Annotated in this window: 18 protein-coding genes; 14 read left to right on the forward strand and 4 right to left on the reverse strand. The window is 60.0% G+C overall.

The features are described 5' to 3' along the window. The first annotated feature begins 4 nt into the window (after positions 1 to 4). From ACR0AG_RS16935 to ACR0AG_RS16965, 7 genes are all read left to right on the forward strand, one after another. On the forward strand, positions 5 to 688 hold the full coding sequence (locus ACR0AG_RS16935; RefSeq protein WP_480841043.1) for an adenylate kinase: 684 nt from the start codon (positions 5 to 7) through the stop codon (positions 686 to 688). Positions 689 to 868: 180 nt separating this feature from the next. Continuing rightward, positions 869 to 1,153 (forward strand): DUF4212 domain-containing protein, encoded by a 285-nt coding sequence (locus tag ACR0AG_RS16940; RefSeq protein ID WP_480841045.1) that lies wholly within the window; start codon positions 869 to 871, stop codon positions 1,151 to 1,153. 5 nt (positions 1,154 to 1,158) lie between these two features. Next, entirely contained in the window at positions 1,159 to 2,943 is a 1,785-nt protein-coding gene (locus ACR0AG_RS16945) for a sodium:solute symporter family protein (RefSeq protein WP_480841047.1), read from the forward strand. Positions 2,944 to 3,052: 109 nt separating this feature from the next. Beyond that, complete coding sequence (locus ACR0AG_RS16950) at positions 3,053 to 4,876, forward strand: DUF294 nucleotidyltransferase-like domain-containing protein (protein ID WP_480841049.1); 1,824 nt, start codon at positions 3,053 to 3,055, stop codon at positions 4,874 to 4,876. 87 nt (positions 4,877 to 4,963) lie between these two features. Beyond that, positions 4,964 to 5,482: a hypothetical protein gene (locus tag ACR0AG_RS16955; RefSeq protein WP_480841051.1), complete on the forward strand. Its 519-nt coding sequence runs from the start codon at positions 4,964 to 4,966 to the stop codon at positions 5,480 to 5,482. A gap of 1 nt (position 5,483) precedes the next feature. Continuing rightward, on the forward strand, positions 5,484 to 6,896 hold the full coding sequence (locus ACR0AG_RS16960) for a 3'-5' exonuclease (RefSeq protein WP_480841189.1): 1,413 nt from the start codon (positions 5,484 to 5,486) through the stop codon (positions 6,894 to 6,896). An 84-nt stretch (positions 6,897 to 6,980) separates the two neighbouring features. Then, positions 6,981 to 7,481 carry a flavin reductase family protein gene (locus tag ACR0AG_RS16965; RefSeq protein ID WP_480841053.1) on the forward strand — a complete coding sequence of 167 codons (501 nt, stop codon included), beginning with the start codon at positions 6,981 to 6,983 and terminating at the stop codon, positions 7,479 to 7,481. Here ACR0AG_RS16965 and ACR0AG_RS16970 read toward each other — a convergent pair. Genes ACR0AG_RS16970 through ACR0AG_RS16980 form a run of 3 tightly spaced genes read right to left on the reverse strand, consistent with a single transcriptional unit; the run spans position 7,478 to position 9,710 of the window. Further along, a complete protein-coding gene (locus ACR0AG_RS16970) occupies positions 7,478 to 7,957 on the reverse strand; it encodes a DUF6505 family protein (RefSeq protein ID WP_480841055.1) in 480 nt (159 codons plus the stop codon). The genes ACR0AG_RS16965 and ACR0AG_RS16970 overlap by 4 nt on opposite strands. Further along, positions 7,954 to 8,652 carry a biotin/lipoate--protein ligase family protein gene (locus ACR0AG_RS16975; RefSeq protein WP_480841057.1) on the reverse strand — a complete coding sequence of 233 codons (699 nt, stop codon included), beginning with the start codon at positions 8,650 to 8,652 and terminating at the stop codon, positions 7,954 to 7,956. The genes ACR0AG_RS16970 and ACR0AG_RS16975 overlap by 4 nt, the downstream gene beginning before the upstream one ends. Beyond that, positions 8,649 to 9,710, reverse strand: a complete 1,062-nt coding sequence (locus ACR0AG_RS16980; protein WP_480841059.1) for an Mrp/NBP35 family ATP-binding protein — start codon at positions 9,708 to 9,710, stop codon at positions 8,649 to 8,651. The genes ACR0AG_RS16975 and ACR0AG_RS16980 overlap by 4 nt, the downstream gene beginning before the upstream one ends. A gap of 132 nt (positions 9,711 to 9,842) precedes the next feature. Between ACR0AG_RS16980 and ACR0AG_RS16985 the strand changes: the two genes are divergently transcribed. Beyond that, entirely contained in the window at positions 9,843 to 10,571 is a 729-nt protein-coding gene (locus ACR0AG_RS16985) for a c-type cytochrome (RefSeq protein WP_480841061.1), read from the forward strand. Here the strand turns inward: ACR0AG_RS16985 and ACR0AG_RS16990 are convergent. Beyond that, a complete protein-coding gene (locus ACR0AG_RS16990) occupies positions 10,565 to 12,520 on the reverse strand; it encodes a 4Fe-4S binding protein (RefSeq protein ID WP_480841064.1) in 1,956 nt (651 codons plus the stop codon). The genes ACR0AG_RS16985 and ACR0AG_RS16990 overlap by 7 nt on opposite strands. A gap of 260 nt (positions 12,521 to 12,780) precedes the next feature. Here ACR0AG_RS16990 and ACR0AG_RS16995 point away from each other — a divergent pair, with 260 nt between their 5' ends. The 6 genes from ACR0AG_RS16995 (at position 12,781) to fdh3B (ending at position 18,410) form a co-directional block, all read left to right on the forward strand. Then, positions 12,781 to 13,335, forward strand: a complete 555-nt coding sequence (locus ACR0AG_RS16995; protein WP_480841066.1) for a DUF3305 domain-containing protein — start codon at positions 12,781 to 12,783, stop codon at positions 13,333 to 13,335. After that, a complete protein-coding gene (locus ACR0AG_RS17000; protein WP_480841068.1) occupies positions 13,332 to 13,913 on the forward strand; it encodes a DUF3306 domain-containing protein in 582 nt (193 codons plus the stop codon). The genes ACR0AG_RS16995 and ACR0AG_RS17000 overlap by 4 nt, the downstream gene beginning before the upstream one ends. A gap of 4 nt (positions 13,914 to 13,917) precedes the next feature. After that, positions 13,918 to 14,529, forward strand: coding sequence for a TorD/DmsD family molecular chaperone (locus ACR0AG_RS17005; RefSeq protein WP_480841070.1), 612 nt, complete (start codon positions 13,918 to 13,920; stop codon positions 14,527 to 14,529). 63 nt (positions 14,530 to 14,592) lie between these two features. Further along, entirely contained in the window at positions 14,593 to 14,781 is a 189-nt protein-coding gene (locus tag ACR0AG_RS17010) for a ubiquinol-cytochrome c reductase iron-sulfur subunit N-terminal domain-containing protein (protein WP_170792315.1), read from the forward strand. A 129-nt stretch (positions 14,782 to 14,910) separates the two neighbouring features. Further along, positions 14,911 to 17,805 (forward strand): formate dehydrogenase subunit alpha, encoded by a 2,895-nt coding sequence (locus ACR0AG_RS17015; protein WP_480841072.1) that lies wholly within the window; start codon positions 14,911 to 14,913, stop codon positions 17,803 to 17,805. Positions 17,806 to 17,816: 11 nt separating this feature from the next. Then, complete coding sequence (gene fdh3B / locus ACR0AG_RS17020) at positions 17,817 to 18,410, forward strand: formate dehydrogenase FDH3 subunit beta (RefSeq protein ID WP_010439472.1); 594 nt, start codon at positions 17,817 to 17,819, stop codon at positions 18,408 to 18,410. Positions 18,411 to 18,415 lie beyond the last annotated feature (5 nt).

Raw genomic sequence — 18,415 nt, forward strand, 5'->3', positions numbered from 1 at the left:
TATGATGGACGCTGCCGCAACCATAGCACCCGCCGTTCTGATCCTTCTCGGCCCTCCGGGCGCCGGGAAGGGCACACAGGCCCGTATGCTTGAGGACAAGTTCGGTTTGGTGCAGCTGAGCACCGGCGACCTTCTGCGCGAAGCGGTCGCTGCCGGGACCGAAGCGGGCCTTGCTGCAAAAGCGGTGATGGAGGCAGGCGATCTGGTGAGTGACGGCATCGTCATCGCCATCCTGCGCGATCGCATGGCACAGCCCGATTGCGCAAAAGGTGTCATCCTCGACGGGTTTCCGCGCACAACGGTTCAGGCCGAGGCACTGGACGGTTTGCTGGCGGCGTCGGATCAGAAAATCAGTGCCGCAATCAGCCTGGATGTCGAAGACGCGGAAATGGTGGCACGTATCTCGGGCCGCTACACCTGTGCCGGCTGCGGCGAAGGTTATCATGACAGGTTCAAGGTGCCCGTTGTCGAAGGCAAATGCGACAAGTGTGGACATACCGAGTTCAAACGCCGCGCGGACGACAATGCCGAAACCGTTGCCTCGCGCCTGACGGCCTATCACGCGCAGACCGCTCCGCTGATTGACTATTACGGTGGCCACGGCGTGCTGCAGCATGTTGATGCCATGGGCAAGATCGACGACATCGCCCGCGATCTGGAGGCAATCGTGGGCGGCGCGATGAATTAAGGGGAGGAGACAAGCCACAAGGCTTTGATCCGACATCAGAATACTTCAATGGACCGCCTTGGCGGAACAGGGAAGTTTTGCCTGACGTCACGGGGCGGCAGGCACGACCAAGACGCGGCCCACGGCACTGGAGGAGTTGGGCATGGGCCGCCCAAGAGGGAAGCGAAGGAGGAACCCGCAATGGCGGATCAATCATCAAACTCCGCGCAGACTGCCGAAGCCGACAAGGGCTATTGGCAGGCCAACCTGCGCCTCATCTACATCAGCCTCGCGATCTGGGCGCTGGTGTCGTTTGGATTCGGCATCCTGCTGCGTCCGCTGCTGTCGGGCATCTCCGTTGGCGGCACCGATCTGGGCTTTTGGTTCGCTCAGCAGGGATCGATCCTGGTCTTTCTGGTGCTGATCTTCAACTACGCCTGGCGCATGAACAAGCTCGACGCTGAATTCGGCGTGGACGAGGAGTAAGAGCCATGGATCAGTTTACCATCAACCTGCTGTTTGTTGGCGCATCCTTTGCGCTCTACATCGGCATCGCGATCTGGGCCCGCGCGGGATCCACATCGGAATTCTACGCCGCCGGTCGCGGTGTTCACCCGGTCACAAACGGTATGGCGACAGCGGCGGACTGGATGTCTGCGGCCTCGTTCATCTCGATGGCGGGCCTGATTGCCTTTACCGGCTATGACAACTCGACCTTCCTGATGGGTTGGACCGGTGGCTACGTGCTGCTGGCACTGCTGCTTGCACCTTACCTGCGTAAGTTCGGCAAGTTCACCGTGTCGGAATTCATCGGCGATCGTTTCTACAGCCAGACAGCCCGTATCGTTGCGGTGATCTGTCTGATCGTGGCATCGGTGACCTACGTGATCGGTCAGATGACCGGCGTTGGCGTGGCCTTTGGCCGCTTCCTCGAAGTGTCCAGCACCACCGGTCTGCTGATCGGCGCCGCAGTCGTGTTCGCATACGCGGTGTTTGGCGGGATGAAAGGTGTGACCTACACGCAGGTCGCTCAGTACTGCGTGCTGATCACAGCCTATACTATCCCGGCCATCTTTATCTCGCTGCAGCTGACCGGTACGCCGATCCCGGCACTGGGTCTGTTTGGCGACACCGCCAACGGTGAGCCCCTGCTGACCAAGCTGGACGCTATCGTGACAGAGTTGGGTTTCAATGAATACACGACCCACCACTCGAACACGCTGAACATGGTGCTGTTCACCCTGTCGCTGATGATCGGTACGGCGGGTCTGCCGCACGTCATCATGCGCTTTTTCACCGTACCCAAAGTGTCTGACGCACGTTGGTCGGCTGGATGGGCATTGGTCTTCATCGCGCTGCTGTATCTGACCGCCCCCGCGGTTGGCGCAATGGCTCGCCTGAATATCAGTGACATGATGTGGCCCAATGGCGGCATCGAGGGCGGCGCAGTCTCGGTCGAGGATATCGACAACGACCAGCGTTACGACTGGATGAAAACCTGGCAGAAGACCGGTCTTCTGGATTGGGAAGACAAGAACGGCGACGGCAAGATTCAGTATTACAACGACAAGTCTGAATCGATGAACGCCATTGCGGAAGAAAAGGGCTGGGTCGGTAACGAATTGACCAAGTTCAACCGCGACATCCTGGTTCTGGCCAACCCCGAGATTGCCAACCTGCCGGGTTGGGTGATCGGTCTGGTCGCGGCTGGTGGTCTTGCGGCGGCCCTGTCGACCGCTGCGGGCTTGTTGCTGGCGATCTCGTCGGCTGTGTCCCACGACCTGATCAAGGGTGCAATCAACCCGTCGATCTCGGAGAAGGGCGAACTGCTTTCGGCACGGATCGCAATGGCTGTTGCAATCGTGGTCGCGACGTGGCTGGGTCTGAACCCACCCGGCTTTGCGGCGCAGACGGTGGCCCTAGCCTTTGGTCTGGCGGCAGCCTCGATCTTCCCGGCGCTGATGATGGGGATCTTCTCGACCCGCATCAACAACACCGGTGCGGTCGCAGGTATGCTGGCTGGTCTGGTTGTCACTCTGGTCTATATCTTCCTGCACAAGGGCTGGCTGTTCATTCCGGGCACCAACTCGTTCACCGATGCAGACCCCCTGCTGGGTCCGATCAAGTCGACCTCGTTCGGCGCGATTGGTGCCATGGTCAACTTCGCCGTCGCCTACTTTGTTGCAGGCGCGACCAAGGAGACCCCGCAGGAGATCAAAGATATGGTCGAAAGCATCCGCGTTCCCCGTGGTGCGGGCGCAGCTCAGGATCATTGAGCGTGATGCGGCCAATGGCTAAACTCCAATGGCCGCGTCTTTCGACTAACTGTACCCGCCCGGCACACCACCGGGCGGGGCTTTTGTTTCAGACACCCGGAGACACATGATGCCGCTGTCCCATGATGAGATCACCAGGTTTCTGAAATCCGTGCATCCCTATGACGCGCTGCCTTCCGATACGCTGGACGATCTGGCAAAGCAGATCGAGGTTTGGGAGGTGGAAGAGGATTTTCCCGTCTACGATCTGGGCCACACCCTGCCCGGCGTGTTTGTCATCTATGAAGGACAGGTCGAAATTACGGACGAGAACGATTCCGTGGTGTCGCATCTGGGACTGCGCAATTCCTTCGGCGAACGCGGGTTGATGAAGGATGGCAAGGCCGCGACCAAGGCACGGGCCAACACACCCTCTGTCCTGATCGTGTTGCCGCCCGATCTGGTACGGGATCTGATCGACAGCCATGAGGTTGTATCCCGGTTCTTCAACCGCACCCGGAGCCATCGGACCGGTCCGCAAAGCCTTGCGACAAGCGCGATCGACGTTCTGATGGCGCATAATCCGGCAACCTGCTCGCCTGGCACGCCCGTTCAGCATGTCGCCCAGATCATGCGGGACAAACATATTTCATCCCTTTGTGTCACCGATGGCGATCAGTTGCTTGGCATTGCCACACTGCGCGATATTTCAGGCAAATTCGTCGCCGATCAGATGCCCGCCGATACGCCGGTGTCGTCCATCATGACGCCCGACCCAATCACCCTGTCGCCGTCGGATATCGGGTCCGACGTGCTGCATATCATGATGGAACGCGGGATCGGCCATATCCCGATCTCTGAAGGTGGAAAGCTGGTCGGTATCGTCACCCAGACCGATCTGACCCATTACCAGGCTGTCAACTCGGCAGAGCTGGTGCGCCGCATCGCACAGGCCGACGCAGCCGAGCAGATGGCGGCAGTCACCTCGGAAATTCCGCAATTGCTGGTGCAACTTGTGGCTGGTGGCAACCGGCATGAGATCGTGACGCGGCTGATCACCGATATCGCCGATACAGCCACGCGCCAGCTGCTGAGACTGGCCGAAGACACGCTGGGCCCGGCGCCGGTTCCCTATCTTTGGCTGGCCTGTGGATCACAAGGGCGGCAGGAACAAACCGGCGTTTCGGATCAGGATAACTGCCTGATTCTGGACGATTCCGTGACCGATGCACATATGCCCTATTTCGGCGCACTGGCAAAGTTCGTGTCCGACGGGCTGGACACCTGCGGCTATTTCTACTGCCCTGGCGAGATGATGGCGACCACCCCGCGCTGGTGCCAGCCGCTGCGGGTCTGGAAGGACTATTTTCGCGGCTGGATCGCGAAACCAAACCCCGAGGCACAGATGCTGGCCTCGGTCATGTTTGATCTGCGCCCCATCGGAGGCACGTTCGATTTGTTTGACGACCTACAGGCCGAAACCCTGGCCGAGGCGAATGCCAACTCGATCTTTGTGGCGCATATGATCGCCAACTCACTGAAACACACTCCGCCGCTGGGATTGCTGCGCGGCTTTGCCACCATCCGGTCTGGCGAGCATCGCAACACGCTGGACATGAAGCATAACGGCGTGGTGCCCATCGTCGATCTGGCGCGCGTCTACAGCCTGCAAGGCAAATTGACCGAGGCCAACACCCGCGCTCGTCTGAAAGCGGCGGAAACCGCGCAGGTGCTCAGCCCATCGGGCGCGCGTGATCTGTTGGATGCCTATGATCTGATTGCCGAAACGCGGCTGGATCATCAGGTCAAGCTGGCCAAATCCGGTGCGAAGCCCGACAACTACTTACCGCCCTCAGATCTTTCGGACTTTGAGCGAAGTCATCTGCGGAATGCCTTTGTTGTGGTAAAAACCATGCAGTCGGCTGTTGGCCATGGCAAGGGAATGTTGGGATAGGTTGGTGGCGGGTGTGAAATCGCCTTCGGCGACCGTATTTGGAACGAGAAGAAGGGCTGGTGCGCGCCCGAAAGGTGGAGGACACTCATGTTTCTGGAACTGATCGGCACGATCTTTGCAGGCTTTGCTTTTGCAGGCGTTGTGATGTTTCTGAACAAACTGACGGGTGGTCGCCTGCCCCGCTGGGCGGCTCCGGTCGCGGCCGGTATCGGCATGATCGGGATGACCATCGCCAGCGAGTATTCTTGGTTTGGCCGCACCCAGGATACCCTGCCCGAAGGTATGGCCATCGTGCAAAAGGTGGAAAGCCGCGCGTTTTACCGGCCTTGGACCTATGCGGTGCCTTTTGTCGACCGGTTTGCAGCCATTGACACGGCCTCGGTCAAGACCAATGACAAATTGCCCGAGCAGCGCCTTGTTGACCTTTACTTCTTTGGCCGTTGGGCCCCTAACTCAATGCTGCCTGTGGCTGTCAACTGTGCAGATAGCAGCCGGGCAAATCTTGCAGATGGGGCGGAATTCGGCGACGACGGGCAGTTGCTGAATGCAGACTGGATCCCGGTTCCCACAGACGATCCGGTTGTTCGAGCAACCTGCGGGGTGTGACATGCTGACCCGGCTGAGCCTGCGCCTGCGGATTTTTCTATTCTTCTGCCTGCTTGCGGCGGGTGGCCTGATCATCAGCGCGCTTGCTTTGTGGATCAGCTATGAACGGGCGGGCAGCCCAGACCTTGCCGATGCATATGTCTTTGCCGAAATCCTGATCGCTTTTGGGTTTCTTGGGCTGATCGTCGGCGTCTGGCTGCTGTTCGACGACAATGTAGCCAAACCGATCGAACGTCTGTCGGCGCAGCTGCGCGCCCGGGCCCATGCGGGTGTCAGCACTGATCTGGATCTGAACGCCGCGCGGTATCTGGGCGATCTGGCCCCTGCGGCGGCGGGCCTCGCCGAACAGCTCAGCGACACCGCCCTCAGCACTGCCGAAGCTGTGGCCGCTGAAACCGCACGGCTGGCCGCAGACAAACAAAGACTGACAGCTCTGCTGACGGAAATACCGGTTGCGATGCTTCTGGCCGGGCCCAAGCATCAGATTGTTCTCTATGACGCGCAGGCCGCCGAGGTATTGGCCCAAATCGCGCAACCACGCCTGAATGCCTCGCTGTTTGATTACTTTGAAAGCACCGGACTGACCGATGCCTATACCCGTTTGTGCAAAACCGGGCTTGAGGTGACCTGCACGCTGACGAATGTGGACGGCACCCAGACCTATTCCGCCCGCATGAAACCACTGGGTGACGCGCCGGGATACATGCTGATTTTTGACGGTGCAACGCTTGAGATTGAACCCGAAGACTCAAGGCCGCTCGTCTATGACTTCGATCTGCTGAATGCTGCGGTTGATGTCGATCTCGAAAACAGCCCGCTGACAGATTTGTGTTTCGTTGTCTTTGATTCTGAGACCACCGGGCTGTTGCCGCACAAGGATGAAGTCGTTCAACTGGCCGCCGTTCGCGTGGTGAATGGCCGTATCGTGGACGGAGAGCGGTTGAACACACTGGTTGATCCGGGAATGCCGATCTCGGCAGCCTCGACCCGCGTGCATGGGGTCAGCGACGCCATGGTTCAGGGTGCGCCGGATATCGCCGAGGCCGGACGGGCGTTCCACCACTTTGCCCGCGACGCTGTCATCGTGGCCCATAACGCCCCGTTCGATATGGCTTTTCTGCGGCGGCACGCCAAGCGGATGGATGTCGAATGGAACCATCCGATCCTGGACACCGTGCTGCTATCCGCCGTGTTGTTCGGCGCTAGCGAAACGCACACGCTGGATGCGGTTTGTGAGCGCTTGGATGTTACCATCCCCGAAAATGTGCGCCACACGGCGCTGGGCGATTCCATTGCCACAGCCGAGGTTCTGGTCAGAATGTTGCCCATGCTGTCAGCACGTGGAATGGTGACATTTGGCGACGTCCTGCGCGAAACGCGCAAACACGGGCGTCTGCTGGAAGATCTGAACTGACGAAAAAACCGTCGCCCGCACGCTTTCGATGGACAAAGCCGACACTACATGGCACCTGAGGCCTGCCTATCTAACGAGCGGATGATGACCGAAACCACCTTTACCCCGACCCCTGATCGTATCGACACATTTCGGCAAGCGCTGGGATGTTTCGGCACTGGGGTAACGGTTGTCACGACCCAGACCGATCAGGGGCCTGTCGCCATCACGGCCAATTCCTTTGCGTCGGTTTCGCTGGACCCGCCGCTCGTTCTGTGGTGCCTGGGCAAAGACTCGAACCGGTACGAACAGTTCAGCACAAGCTCGCATTATTCGATCCATGTGATGTCGCAGGAACAGCATGAGCCCGCGCTGAAATTTGCCTGGAACGGCTTTGATTTTTCGCATTCCGACTGGCAGGCCGATGCAGCCGGCAGACCGGTGCTGCAGGATTGCCTGGCACGGTTCGATTGCGTGACCTTTGACCGGCATGAGGCTGGTGATCACCTGATTATCGTCGGGCGGGTTGAAACCGTGATGCATCGCCCCGGACAGGGGCTGATCTTCAAGCGTGGTCAGTTTGGCGGGTTCGCCGATCTGATCTAGTCATCCAGGGATCCGTGAACGGCCAGCGCCTCAAGCTGTGTTTCCTGCGGCGTGATGGTGCGAAACGCTTCGTGCACACCGGCAGATGACAGTTCGCGCGCAACTGTCAGCAAGGTATTCGGCGCGTGATCGGCGCACATCTCAGACATGTGCGAGATCTCTTGCCGCGCCACATCCATCGCGGCCTCGACCGACGGAGCACCATAGAGCTGCACAAAATGCTGCGCGAGGTTTTGGGTGATCTCATCGATTTCGGCAGGTTCGATCTGCGTGATCGCAACAAAGGTAACCCGGCCAAAAGTTTCCAGCCCAAGCCAGCCGTTTGCAAAGGCCTGACGCGCCTTGCCTTCCAGATCGGCATCGCCCCAGTTCGAAAATTCGAACCCGCCGGAAATACACCACTCCCCGGTCCGAGCCGGAGAATGGAAGACGTTCATGTCACTTTCGTCAAAGTGAATTGCCCGGGCCAGTTTCATCCGGTGCCCTCCAATAGTTGCGTCAGCGGGCGCAGATGCGTGTCCGAGCCATCTCGGATCAGCATTCCAAATTGCTCATCCGTGCCAAGAAACACACCGTGATCCGGCAAAGGTTCTCCTACCCCGCGCAGCAGACCCATCCATTCGGCATGAAGGGGCGCGTTGCCATCCTCCTGCCAGCGGTTGAGCCAGGTCAGCATGTGGCGCGACCAGCTTTCGACCAGCTGTACGGGCGAGACATCGGCGCAGCCTTCGTCATAAAGCGCGGTGACGTCCGGCGTGTGCCCCGGTGCTTCAGCGGTTTGCAGCAAGACCAGCTCCCACCCGACAATCAGCCAATCAGGCACTTCACTGGGATCAGTGGTCGAGGCCGCCGCCCGCAGGCGCCCGCACCGTGCGCCGTTGACACAGATTGTACCTTCCCACCCAAGATGCACCGCAACCTCGGGCGGGGCCAGCGCCCCCAAGGCGTTCTGGAAACCGACCGAACATAACGGCAGCATCGCCATGGCATCGGACAAAGGGACCTCGGGGGCAAAAACAACCGCCGCGCGCAGCAGATCGGCCTGAATGTTGTAGACAACTGTCCCCGAATCGCAGCCCAGCGCCGCCATGGCCTGCGCCCTATCGAACGGGTCTTCCCCACCCGGCACCGGGTGACCCGTCAGCAAAGGGGGAAAAACCGGCTCGTTCATGCGTTGCCCTTGGCGATCAGGTCGCGCGCGACCTTGCGGAACGCCTCGGCTTGCGGACTATCGGGTTTGCTGACCACAATCGGCGCCCCCCCATCGGCGGCCAGCCGGATGTCCAGATGCAACGGGATCTCGCCCAGCAAAGGCACGCCCAGCGCCTCGGCCTCGGTCGCAACACCGCCATGGCCAAAGATGTGTTCCTCATGCCCGCAATTGGAACAGATATGCGTCGACATATTCTCGATCATCCCAAGGATCGGCGTCTTGAGCTGATTGAACATGTCGATCCCCTTGCGGGCATCAATCAGGGCCACGTCCTGCGGCGTGGAGACAACAATGGCGCCGTCCACCTGAAACTTCTGGCTGAGCGTCAGTTGCACGTCACCGGTGCCGGGTGGAAGGTCGACGATCAGTACGTCCAGCGCCCCCCATTGCACCTGGCTCATCATCTGTTGCAACGCGCCCATCAGCATCGGACCACGCCAGACAACTGCCTGACCTTCGTTGGTCATCAGGCCCATCGACATTATGGTGACGCCGTGATTGCGCAGCGGCAGGATGGTTTTGCCGTCCGGGCTGGCCGGACGCCCCGAAACGCCCAGCATCCGGGGCTGAGACGGGCCATAGACATCCGCATCCAGCAGACCCACGCGCCGACCTTCGGCGGCCAAGGCGCAGGCTAGGTTTGCGGAAACGGTGGACTTACCCACCCCGCCTTTGCCCGAGGCAACAGCGATGATCCGATCCACGCCGGGCACCGCTTGCGGCCCGGTTTGCGAAGGTTTCGGTTTCGGCTTCAGATCCGGTGGGGCCTTGTCGGAATGCGCGGTCAGCATGGCCGAAACCTTCGAAACACCATCGACCAGTTGTGCCGCCTGCTCAGCGGCGGCGCGTACCGGCTCCATCCGCTCGGCCTGTTTGGGATCAATCTCCAGCACGAAACGCACGGTGTCGCCTTCGACATTCAGCGCACGGACCACACCGGCGCTGACAATATCCTGGCCAGAAACCGGATCAGTGATCTTTTTCAGGTTCGCCAGAACCGCATCACGGATGCTCATGCCTTTACCCCTTTGAATTGCCCGATCCTTCGGGCGCTGCGTGTCGACAAATTACAGTCGCCGCTCATTGCATGTGTCTCCGTCTCTTACAGTTTATTTGACGCATTCCGGACCAGACCGTTAGGTTGAGCCATGCGCTTTGTCCTCTTGTGCCTGAGCCTGACGCTCACCGCTACCCCCTCTTGGTCGCAAGAGTCGTTGGGCCTTGCGGCCCCGGATGAGGTTTCGAACTCGGGTCTCTTGCAACATATTCTTCCGCGCTTTTCTCTCAAGACCGGGATACGCGTTGTCGCGGATGAAAACGGGATTATGGAATTGGCCACCGCGTCGCCGGGCAAGCCGGTCTTCGCGCGCGGCGACGTGATCTATCACCTGCGCATCGACGATGATACCCGCCAAACCCGGTTTCAGGACTGGCTGTTGTCGGATATCGGAAAGCGAACGGTTGAAAGCTTTGCGCCGGACAGTGGCGCGCCATTCAGCGCCAGTTTTGAAGTTGCCGCGACCGATGAAGATGTCACCGTCGACGGAGATACCGAAAAAGGCGCAGAACTGTCGATGGCCCTGTGCGGGCGCTGCCATGTCATCGGGCCGCAGAACCGGATGAACGGTTTGGGCTCGACCCCGTCCTTTGCGGTGCTGCGCGCCATGCCGGACTGGTCCGAGCGGTTTCAGTCCTTCTTTGCGCTCAACCCGCATCCCGCGTTCACGCAGATCGAAGACATCACTCCGCCTTTTGCGATTGACCGCCCCTCGCCCATTCACCCGGTTGAAATGACACTGGACGATCTTGAGGCCATTCTTGCCTTTGTGACGGCGATGAAAGCCGCCGATCTGGGCGCACCGCTGCAACTTCAGTGATCCTTGCGCTTGGAAAAGTAGTCCTCGGTCGTAACGACGCGTGGTCTTGGCGCGGATTGGAACGGGTTGTCGGTGCTGTGGAACTGCGCATTCACGCGGCAATTGTCGCACATCTGGATCATGCGCGCCTGCTCGGACGTGGCAAACATCGGATGTGTGCCTGACAGTTTCTCCATGATCCGCTCAATCGTCGACTTCACCCCAAACGCGGCACCGCATTCGACGCATTCAAACGGCTCTTCCTCGTTCAACACACGCTGAGACAGCGCGGCATCGCTCAGATCCAGCTCCGGCACCAGCGTGATCGCGTCTTCGGGGCAGATCGTTCGGCACATGCCGCATTGCAGACAGGCATCCTGCTGAAAATTCAGCTGCGGCTTGTCCGGGTTGTCGATCAATGCGCCGGACGGGCACAGGGACACGCAGCTGAGGCACAGCGTGCACGCATCCGTATTCACCGCGATAGCTCCATAGGGGGCGTTTTCGGGCAACGGTAACGGCGTTTCGGCCCCGGGGTTCAGCGCCTGCGCCGCGAGCCTTGCGATCTGGCGACGATTGCCCAGCGGTAAAACCGGATTAGAAAGCGGAGCCGTCACATCCTGCGCATAAAGCGCAGCGGACAAGGCATCCGGATCAGCCTCATCAATCAGGCCAACTTGTTCCCCTGGCGCGATGGCTTGCGCCAATTGCAGCTCTCGGTTCAGCGCATCGCGTTCGGTTGTCGGGGCCAAGAGGATATCGACACGCGCAAACCCATGCGCCAATGCGGCCAGCATTTCCGCATGACCAAAGCCCGAGATCACGTCGAGTTCCAGCGGAATGACATCCGCTGGCAGGCCCTGCCCGAACCGGGCCGACAAGCGGATCATCTGCGCCCCATGTGCGTCATGCACCAAAAGCCGGGGCGCGGTTCCACCCGCTCGCCGATAGGTCCGCGCCAGAATATGCAGGCGCGACAGAAGGGCAGAGACCGGCGGGTCCTCATACGTGATCGCAGTTGACGGACACAGGGCCGCACAGGCGCCGCAGCCCGCGCAGATCATCGGATCGATGGCCACATGATCGCCGGCTGGTGTGATGGCTCCGGTTGGGCAAATGTCCAGACAGTTGGTACATCCCACCTGTTCGGCCCGCGAATGCGCGCACAACGTCTCATCCAGCCGCACATAAAGCGGCTTTTCGAATGTGCCCACCAGTTGCACCGCCTCGAAAGCCAGCCGCTCAACCGCGATTACATCCCGCGGATCAGCACGCAAGTAACCTTCTCGCTTTTGTGGAGCTGGTACAAACGGGGTGCCTCCGGTCAGGTCGATAACGATATCACAACGCGACTGCGCGCCATTGCGCGGGTCGGTCCAGGCAAACGAACCGCGGCCACCGGGTTCCTGCTGTTGCACCTGATCCAGACGCAGCGAAAAGCCACCCAGCGCCCCGGTCAGAGATTTCACCCGGGCCCGCACAACGTCAAAAGCACGATCCACCGGATCGGCCTCATCCGTTACCAGAACGGTCACGGCCAGTACACCTGACAAACGCGACGCCAGATCAAAGGCCACTTCCCCCGCGCCGATGATACAGCACGTGCCTTCGCTGAGGACGTCAACACTGGGCGTCACAGGCAAGGGCAACATCGCCTCAGCGGCGAGTGCGGCGATCTTGGCGCCAGCTGATTCCCCTTCATCCGACCATCCCGCCCGATCCCGCAGATCAACAAAGCCCGGCTGATCAACGCCCAGCTCTTCCGCGAGTTCGGAAAAAACCTGCGTCTCCTGACCGCACGCGATGAGAACCTGATCACCCGCCTGCAGCAGTGCTGCGGCTGACTCAAGCTCTCGGGTACACAGTGCGGTATGCACTTTGGTACATGTCGCGTCGCAGGACTGGGAAATCTGGTCTGGATTCAAAGACTGCGTCCCCGCGCAGTCACATAAGACGAGCTTGCTGGCCATCTCCCCTCCCGGAGTGCTTGCTGATGCCCGTCACATTAGACCTTATGACCGGCGTGGCAATGCGATCCGCGCAGATCACGAAGGATTTATGCATTATTTTTCATCATTCGATTTAGAAAGGCAGAAGTGAAACGCCTGATTTTGGCTGAAATGCGCAAAATTGAGGCATGTTTCACGCAATGTAGACTTGGCACAACGCCACATTATGTACCATAGTACACCAAGGAGGAGGTCGGACAGGACCTTCCGGGGAGGAGCCAGTGGCCAAGGCCGCAAGCCAGATTGAAATGCCGGTTGGCGTCATCGTGCGCAAAACACCCGGGGTCACCAAGTGGGCCCGGTGGAATTGGCGCGCAGTGGCCGTGTTGCCCGGCGCGGGCCCTGCGGACTGGGTTGAACTGAGGCGCGAAGGCGAAGCGGTGGAGTATCACGCAGCAACATTGCCGCTGACACTTTGGGCCGATGAGACCGAGGCCTATATGGTCAATCTGTCCGATGGCCAGCCTTCTCTGTATCTCGTGCTGCGCAACGAGTTGAAGGGCGAAACGCCCCTGAATGTCGCGCTGATCACCGCCTCACCCTATGAGGGCCAGGACTATGCGGATACCGGCGAAGAGATTGTCGAAAAAATCCCGATGACCGAGGGGTTGATCGCCTGGGTTCGGGATTTCACGCTGAAGCATCACCACGATGAGGTTTTCATAAAACGCCGCCGCGACAAGAAACGCGTCGATCTTGTTGAAGATGGCAAAGGCGATGCGCGCATCCGTCAGGATTCGGATGTCTATCGCGCGCCGCGCAAGGTGCTGCAATGAAGGATCGCGCCGATTTCTGGTCGCGCCGCAGGGCCGCCGTTCAGGCAGAAGCCGAGGCCGAAAGCGCCGCGATCGAAGCGCAAGCTATGGCCGATCAACACGCTGAACTGGAAGAAAAGACCGACGCAGAGATTCTGGCCGAGTTTGACCTGCCCGACCCGGACGCCCTGCAACCGGGTGATGATGTTTCCGGCTTTATGGCCAAGGCAGTGCCGGATCGTTTGCGCCGCCGCGCGCTGCGCCGCCTTTGGCGGTTGAACCCCGTATTGGCGAATGTCGATGGACTGGTCGATTATGGCGAAGACTATACCGACGCCGCCTGCGTGATCGAAAACCTCCAGACCGCGTATCAGGTTGGCAAGGGGATGCTGGCCCATGTCGAAGCATTGGCTGTCCAGGCCGAGGACACGCAGGATGAAGACCCTGTGACTGAGGTCGAAGACGCTCAGGACGCGCCGGTCTTGGTGGAAACAGAAGAACCGGCGCCCGAACCTGTTCATGTGGCCCATGTTGAAGAACCGGAAGAGGCGGACCTGACCCCTGCCCCACGCCGGATGAAATTTGAATTTGAAGGATGACCGAATGACCGCACCTGATGCGCAAACTCTGGAGATCTCGGCCGAGGATCGCCTGCGCGCGGATTTCTACAACTTTCTGGGTCTGCTTCTTGCGGGTCCGCCCGATCAGCTGCTGCTGGACCAGATGGTGGGCCTTGGGGGCGACGAAACCGATCTGGGTCAGGCCATTCAGGCGATGGCGCGGGTGGCCAAAGTCACCAAACCCGCCGCAGCCGAGCGCGAGTTCAACGCGCTGTTTATCGGTCTTGGACGGGGTGAGTTGCTGCCTTATGCCAGCTTCTACCTGACCGGGTTCCTGAACGAAAAACCCTTGGCGCAGTTGCGCAACGACATGGCCGCGCGCGGAATCACGCGGGCGCAGAATGTCTATGAACCCGAAGACAATATCGCCTCGTTGATGGAGATGATGGCGGGCATGATTGTGGGTCGCTTTGGCGCGCCTGCCGGGCTCGATGATCAAAAGGCGTTCTGGAACAAACATATCGGCCCCTGGGCCGCGCATTTCTATTCGGATTTGGAAGCTGCCGAGAACTCGGTTCTTTATGCATCCGTCGGCACTGCCGGTCGGGTGTTCATGGAGATTGAGCGCGAGGCGTTCCGAATGACGACAGCGTGACGTGCTGTCATTCGCCAACGTCCCTCTTGGGTCGTTAAACTGCAAATGGGAAAGGAGATACCCATGAGCAAGACCAAGGAAGAAGGCGCAACGCGCCGCGACTTCCTGAAACTGGCAGGAACTGCAGCGCCCGCTGCCGTCGCCGCCGCCACCCTGACCGGGAAAGCCGAAGCAGCCGAGCTGCCGACGGACGAAACCCGGATGCAGGACACCGCGCATACCCGCGCGTATATAGAAAGCACACGCTTCTAGCACCACGAAAGCACCCGGTTCCGACCGGACGTTTTCACCACCCGACAGACGGTTGCGATTGGCCCTGACGTCGGTTTTGCGAAGTACCAAGCCAGCCGTGGCTGACACGGCGCGCAAGGGAGGAAAGTAATGCTTAGGAAAAAGACCAACGGGGTTGCGAGACGCCCCCAGCGGACAAGTATCCTGTCCCAGGTCGGCGAGAAAACCGTCGATCGCCGCGCATTCCTGCGTGGTTCGGGCCTGACGATCGGCGGCCTTGCCGCGATCAGCGCTACGGGTGGAACCGTGACGCCAGCCAGCGCCCAGACAGCGGCCAATCAGGCCGTCGAAAATATCAAATCCGTATGTACCCACTGCTCGGTCGGTTGTACCGTCGTGGCCGAAGTGCAGAACGGCGTCTGGGTCGGGCAGGAACCCGGCTGGGACAGCCCGTTCAACCTAGGCGCACACTGCGCCAAGGGGGCCTCGGTCCGCGAGCACGCCCATGGCGAGCGCCGCCTGAAATATCCAATGAAAAAGGAAGGCGGAGAGTGGAAGCGCATCAGCTGGGAACAGGCGATCGACGAGATCGGCGACGGCATGATGAACATCCGTCAGGAATCCGGGCCGGACAGTGTGTACTGGCTGGGGTCTGCCAAGCATAATAACGAACAGGCCTATCTGTTCCGCAAGTTCGCCGCCTACTGGGGCACGAACAACGTGGACCATCAGGCCCGTATCTGCCACTCGACCACGGTTGCGGGCGTTGCGAACACATGGGGCTATGGCGCCATGACCAACTCGTACAACGACATGCACAACAGCCGGGCCATCTTTATCATCGGTGGTAACCCGGCCGAGGCGCACCCCGTCTCGCTGCTGCATATCCTGCGTGCGAAAGAGCAGAACAACGCGCCCTTGATCGTGTGCGACCCGCGCTTTACGCGCACCGCGGCCCATGCGGATGAATATGTCCGTTTCCGCCCCGGCACCGACGTCGCATTGGTCTGGGGTATCCTGTGGCACATCTTCGACAACGGTTGGGAGGACAAAGAGTTCATCCGCACCCGTGTCTGGGGTATGGACCAGATCCGCGAAGAGGTTGCCAAGTGGAACCCGGATGAGGTCGAGCGCGTCACCGGCACGCCCGGCTCGCAGCTGCGTCGCGTCGCCCGGACCATGGTGAACAACCGCCCCGGCACCGTTGTCTGGTGCATGGGTGGCACGCAGCACACCAACGGCAATAACAACACCCGCGCCTATTGCGTGCTTCAGCTTGCGCTGGGCAACATGGGCACCTCGGGTGGCGGCACAAACATCTTCCGCGGCCATGACAACGTGCAGGGCGCGACAGACCTTGGCGTTCTGTCCCACACCCTGCCCGGCTACTATGGCCTGTCGAAGGGCGCATGGGGTCACTGGGCCCGTGTCTGGGGGGAAGAGCCTGAATGGCTTGCCGGTCAGTTTGCCACGATCAAAGACAAGGAAGGCAAGGATAAACCGCTGCAGAACGAGCGCGGCATCCCGGTTTCCCGCTGGATCGACGGTGTGCTGGAAGACCCGGCCAACATGGATCAGGACAACAATGTCCGTGCCATGGTTCTGTGGGGCCACGCGCCCAACTCACAGACCCGGATGACGGAAATGAAGACGGCGATGGAAAAGCTGGACATGCTGGTCGTGATCGACCCGTATCCCACCGTTTCGGCCGTTCTGCATGACCGCACCGATGGCGTCTATCTGTTGCCCGCCTGTACGCAGTTCGAAACCCGTGGTTCGGTCACGGCGTCGAACCGGTCGCTGCAGTGGCGTGACAAGATCGTCGATCCGCTGTTCGAAAGCCTGCCGGATGAAGTCATCATGGCCAAGTTCGCCAACAAGTTTGGCTGGGCAGATCGGTTCTTCCGCAATATCGAGATGGACGATCCAGAAACCCCGAATGTTGAAAGCATCACGCGTGAATTCAACTCGGGCCTCTGGACCATCGGATATACCGGTCAGTCGCCGGAACGTCTGAAAAGCCACATGGCCAACCAGCACACGTTCGACAGAACCACGCTGCAAGCCATTGGTGGACCCAACGACGGCGAGTATTACGGTCTGCCCTGGCCCTGCTGGGGAACGGCTGAGATGGGTCATACGGGGACACCGAACCTCTATGATATGTCCAAGCCGGTGGCCGAAGGTGGCCTGACCTTCCGTGCGCGTTTCGGCGTGGAACGGGATGGTGACAACCTGTTGGCCGAAGGGGTCTATAGCGTTGGATCGGAGATTCAGGATGGATACCCTGAATTCACGATGCAGATGCTGATGGATCTTGGATGGGATGGCGATCTGACGGCTGAGGAACGCGCGGCGATTGACGCTGTTGCGGGACCAGAGACCAACTGGAAAACCGACCTTTCCGGCGGTATCCAGCGGGTCGCGATCAAGCATGGTTGTGCGCCCTTCGGGAACGCCAAGGCCCGCGCGGTCGTCTGGACCTTCCCGGATCCGATCCCGCTGCATCGCGAGCCGCTCTATACGCCGCGTCGCGATCTGGTCGAGGATTATCCGACCTACGAAGACCGTCAGGCCTATCGTCTGCCTACCCTTTATGCGTCGATCCAAAAGAACGACTTTTCAAAGGATTACCCGATAATCCTGACGTCTGGTCGTCTGGTCGAATATGAAGGTGGCGGCGAGGAAACCCGGTCGAACCCGTGGTTGGCCGAGCTTCAGCAGGACATGTTCGTCGAGATCAACCCGCGCGATGCCAACAACCTTGGTATCCGTGACGGGCAACAGGTCTGGGTCGAAGGTCCTGAGGGCGGAAAGGTCAAGGTGATGGCGATGCTGACCAACAGGGTCGGTGCCGGCGTGGCCTTTATGCCGTTCCACTTTGGCGGCCATTTCCAGGGCGCGGACCTGCGGGAGAAATACCCGTCAGGCGCCGATCCCTATGTGTTGGGTGAAAGTTCAAACACCGCCCAGACCTATGGCTATGATTCAGTGACCCAGATGCAAGAGTCCAAGTGTACTCTCTGCAAAATCTGGGCAGCGTAAGGAGGACGATAATGGCTAGAGCAAAGTTTCTCTGCGACGCTGAACGCTGCATCGAGTGCAACGCCTGCGTCACCGCGTGTAAGAACGAACACGAGGTGCCGTGGGGCATCAACCGCCGCAGGGTGGTGACGATCAATGACGGCAACCCGGGCGAACGCTCGATCTCGGTGGCCTGTATGCATTGCTCGGATGCGCCCTGCATGGCGGTGTGCCCGGTCGACTGCTTCTATCAGAACGAAGAAGGCGTCGTCCTGCACTCCAAGGACCTGTGCATTGGCTGCGGCTATTGCTTCTACGCGTGCCCGTTTGGTGCGCCGCAATACCCACAGGCGGGCAACTTCGGATCACGCGGCAAGATGGACAAATGTACCTTCTGCGCCGGTGGTCCCGAAGAAACGCACTCGACCGCAGAGTTCGCCAAATATGGTCGCAACCGGATTGCAGAGGGCAAACTGCCCATCTGCGCCGAGATGTGTTCCACCAAGGCCCTGCTCGCTGGTGACGGCGACGTTGTGTCCGCGGTTTACCGCGAACGCGTCGTTGCGCGTGGCTTCGGCTCGGGCGCTTGGGGTTGGGGCACGGCCTACGACCAGAAAGACGGGTAAAACCC

The organism is Ruegeria sp. H6, from assembly GCF_056532975.1.

Coding starts and splice junctions, on each gene's coding strand:
- ACR0AG_RS17005 (WP_480841070.1), top strand. CDS start 13,918: ATGACCGCACCTGATGCGCAAACTCTGGAGATCTCGGCCGAGGATCGC.
- ACR0AG_RS17010 (WP_170792315.1), top strand. CDS start 14,593: ATGAGCAAGACCAAGGAAGAAGGCGCAACGCGCCGCGACTTCCTGAAA.
- ACR0AG_RS16945 (WP_480841047.1), top strand. CDS start 1,159: ATGGATCAGTTTACCATCAACCTGCTGTTTGTTGGCGCATCCTTTGCG.
- ACR0AG_RS16975 (WP_480841057.1), bottom strand. CDS start 8,652: ATGAACGAGCCGGTTTTTCCCCCTTTGCTGACGGGTCACCCGGTGCCG.
- ACR0AG_RS16940 (WP_480841045.1), top strand. CDS start 869: ATGGCGGATCAATCATCAAACTCCGCGCAGACTGCCGAAGCCGACAAG.
- fdh3B (WP_010439472.1), top strand. CDS start 17,817: ATGGCTAGAGCAAAGTTTCTCTGCGACGCTGAACGCTGCATCGAGTGC.
- ACR0AG_RS16990 (WP_480841064.1), bottom strand. CDS start 12,520: ATGGCCAGCAAGCTCGTCTTATGTGACTGCGCGGGGACGCAGTCTTTG.
- ACR0AG_RS16935 (WP_480841043.1), top strand. CDS start 5: ATGGACGCTGCCGCAACCATAGCACCCGCCGTTCTGATCCTTCTCGGC.
- ACR0AG_RS16955 (WP_480841051.1), top strand. CDS start 4,964: ATGTTTCTGGAACTGATCGGCACGATCTTTGCAGGCTTTGCTTTTGCA.
- ACR0AG_RS17015 (WP_480841072.1), top strand. CDS start 14,911: ATGCTTAGGAAAAAGACCAACGGGGTTGCGAGACGCCCCCAGCGGACA.
- ACR0AG_RS16980 (WP_480841059.1), bottom strand. CDS start 9,710: ATGAGCATCCGTGATGCGGTTCTGGCGAACCTGAAAAAGATCACTGAT.
- ACR0AG_RS16985 (WP_480841061.1), top strand. CDS start 9,843: ATGCGCTTTGTCCTCTTGTGCCTGAGCCTGACGCTCACCGCTACCCCC.
- ACR0AG_RS16950 (WP_480841049.1), top strand. CDS start 3,053: ATGCCGCTGTCCCATGATGAGATCACCAGGTTTCTGAAATCCGTGCAT.
- ACR0AG_RS16970 (WP_480841055.1), bottom strand. CDS start 7,957: ATGAAACTGGCCCGGGCAATTCACTTTGACGAAAGTGACATGAACGTC.
- ACR0AG_RS17000 (WP_480841068.1), top strand. CDS start 13,332: ATGAAGGATCGCGCCGATTTCTGGTCGCGCCGCAGGGCCGCCGTTCAG.
- ACR0AG_RS16965 (WP_480841053.1), top strand. CDS start 6,981: ATGACCGAAACCACCTTTACCCCGACCCCTGATCGTATCGACACATTT.
- ACR0AG_RS16960 (WP_480841189.1), top strand. CDS start 5,484: ATGCTGACCCGGCTGAGCCTGCGCCTGCGGATTTTTCTATTCTTCTGC.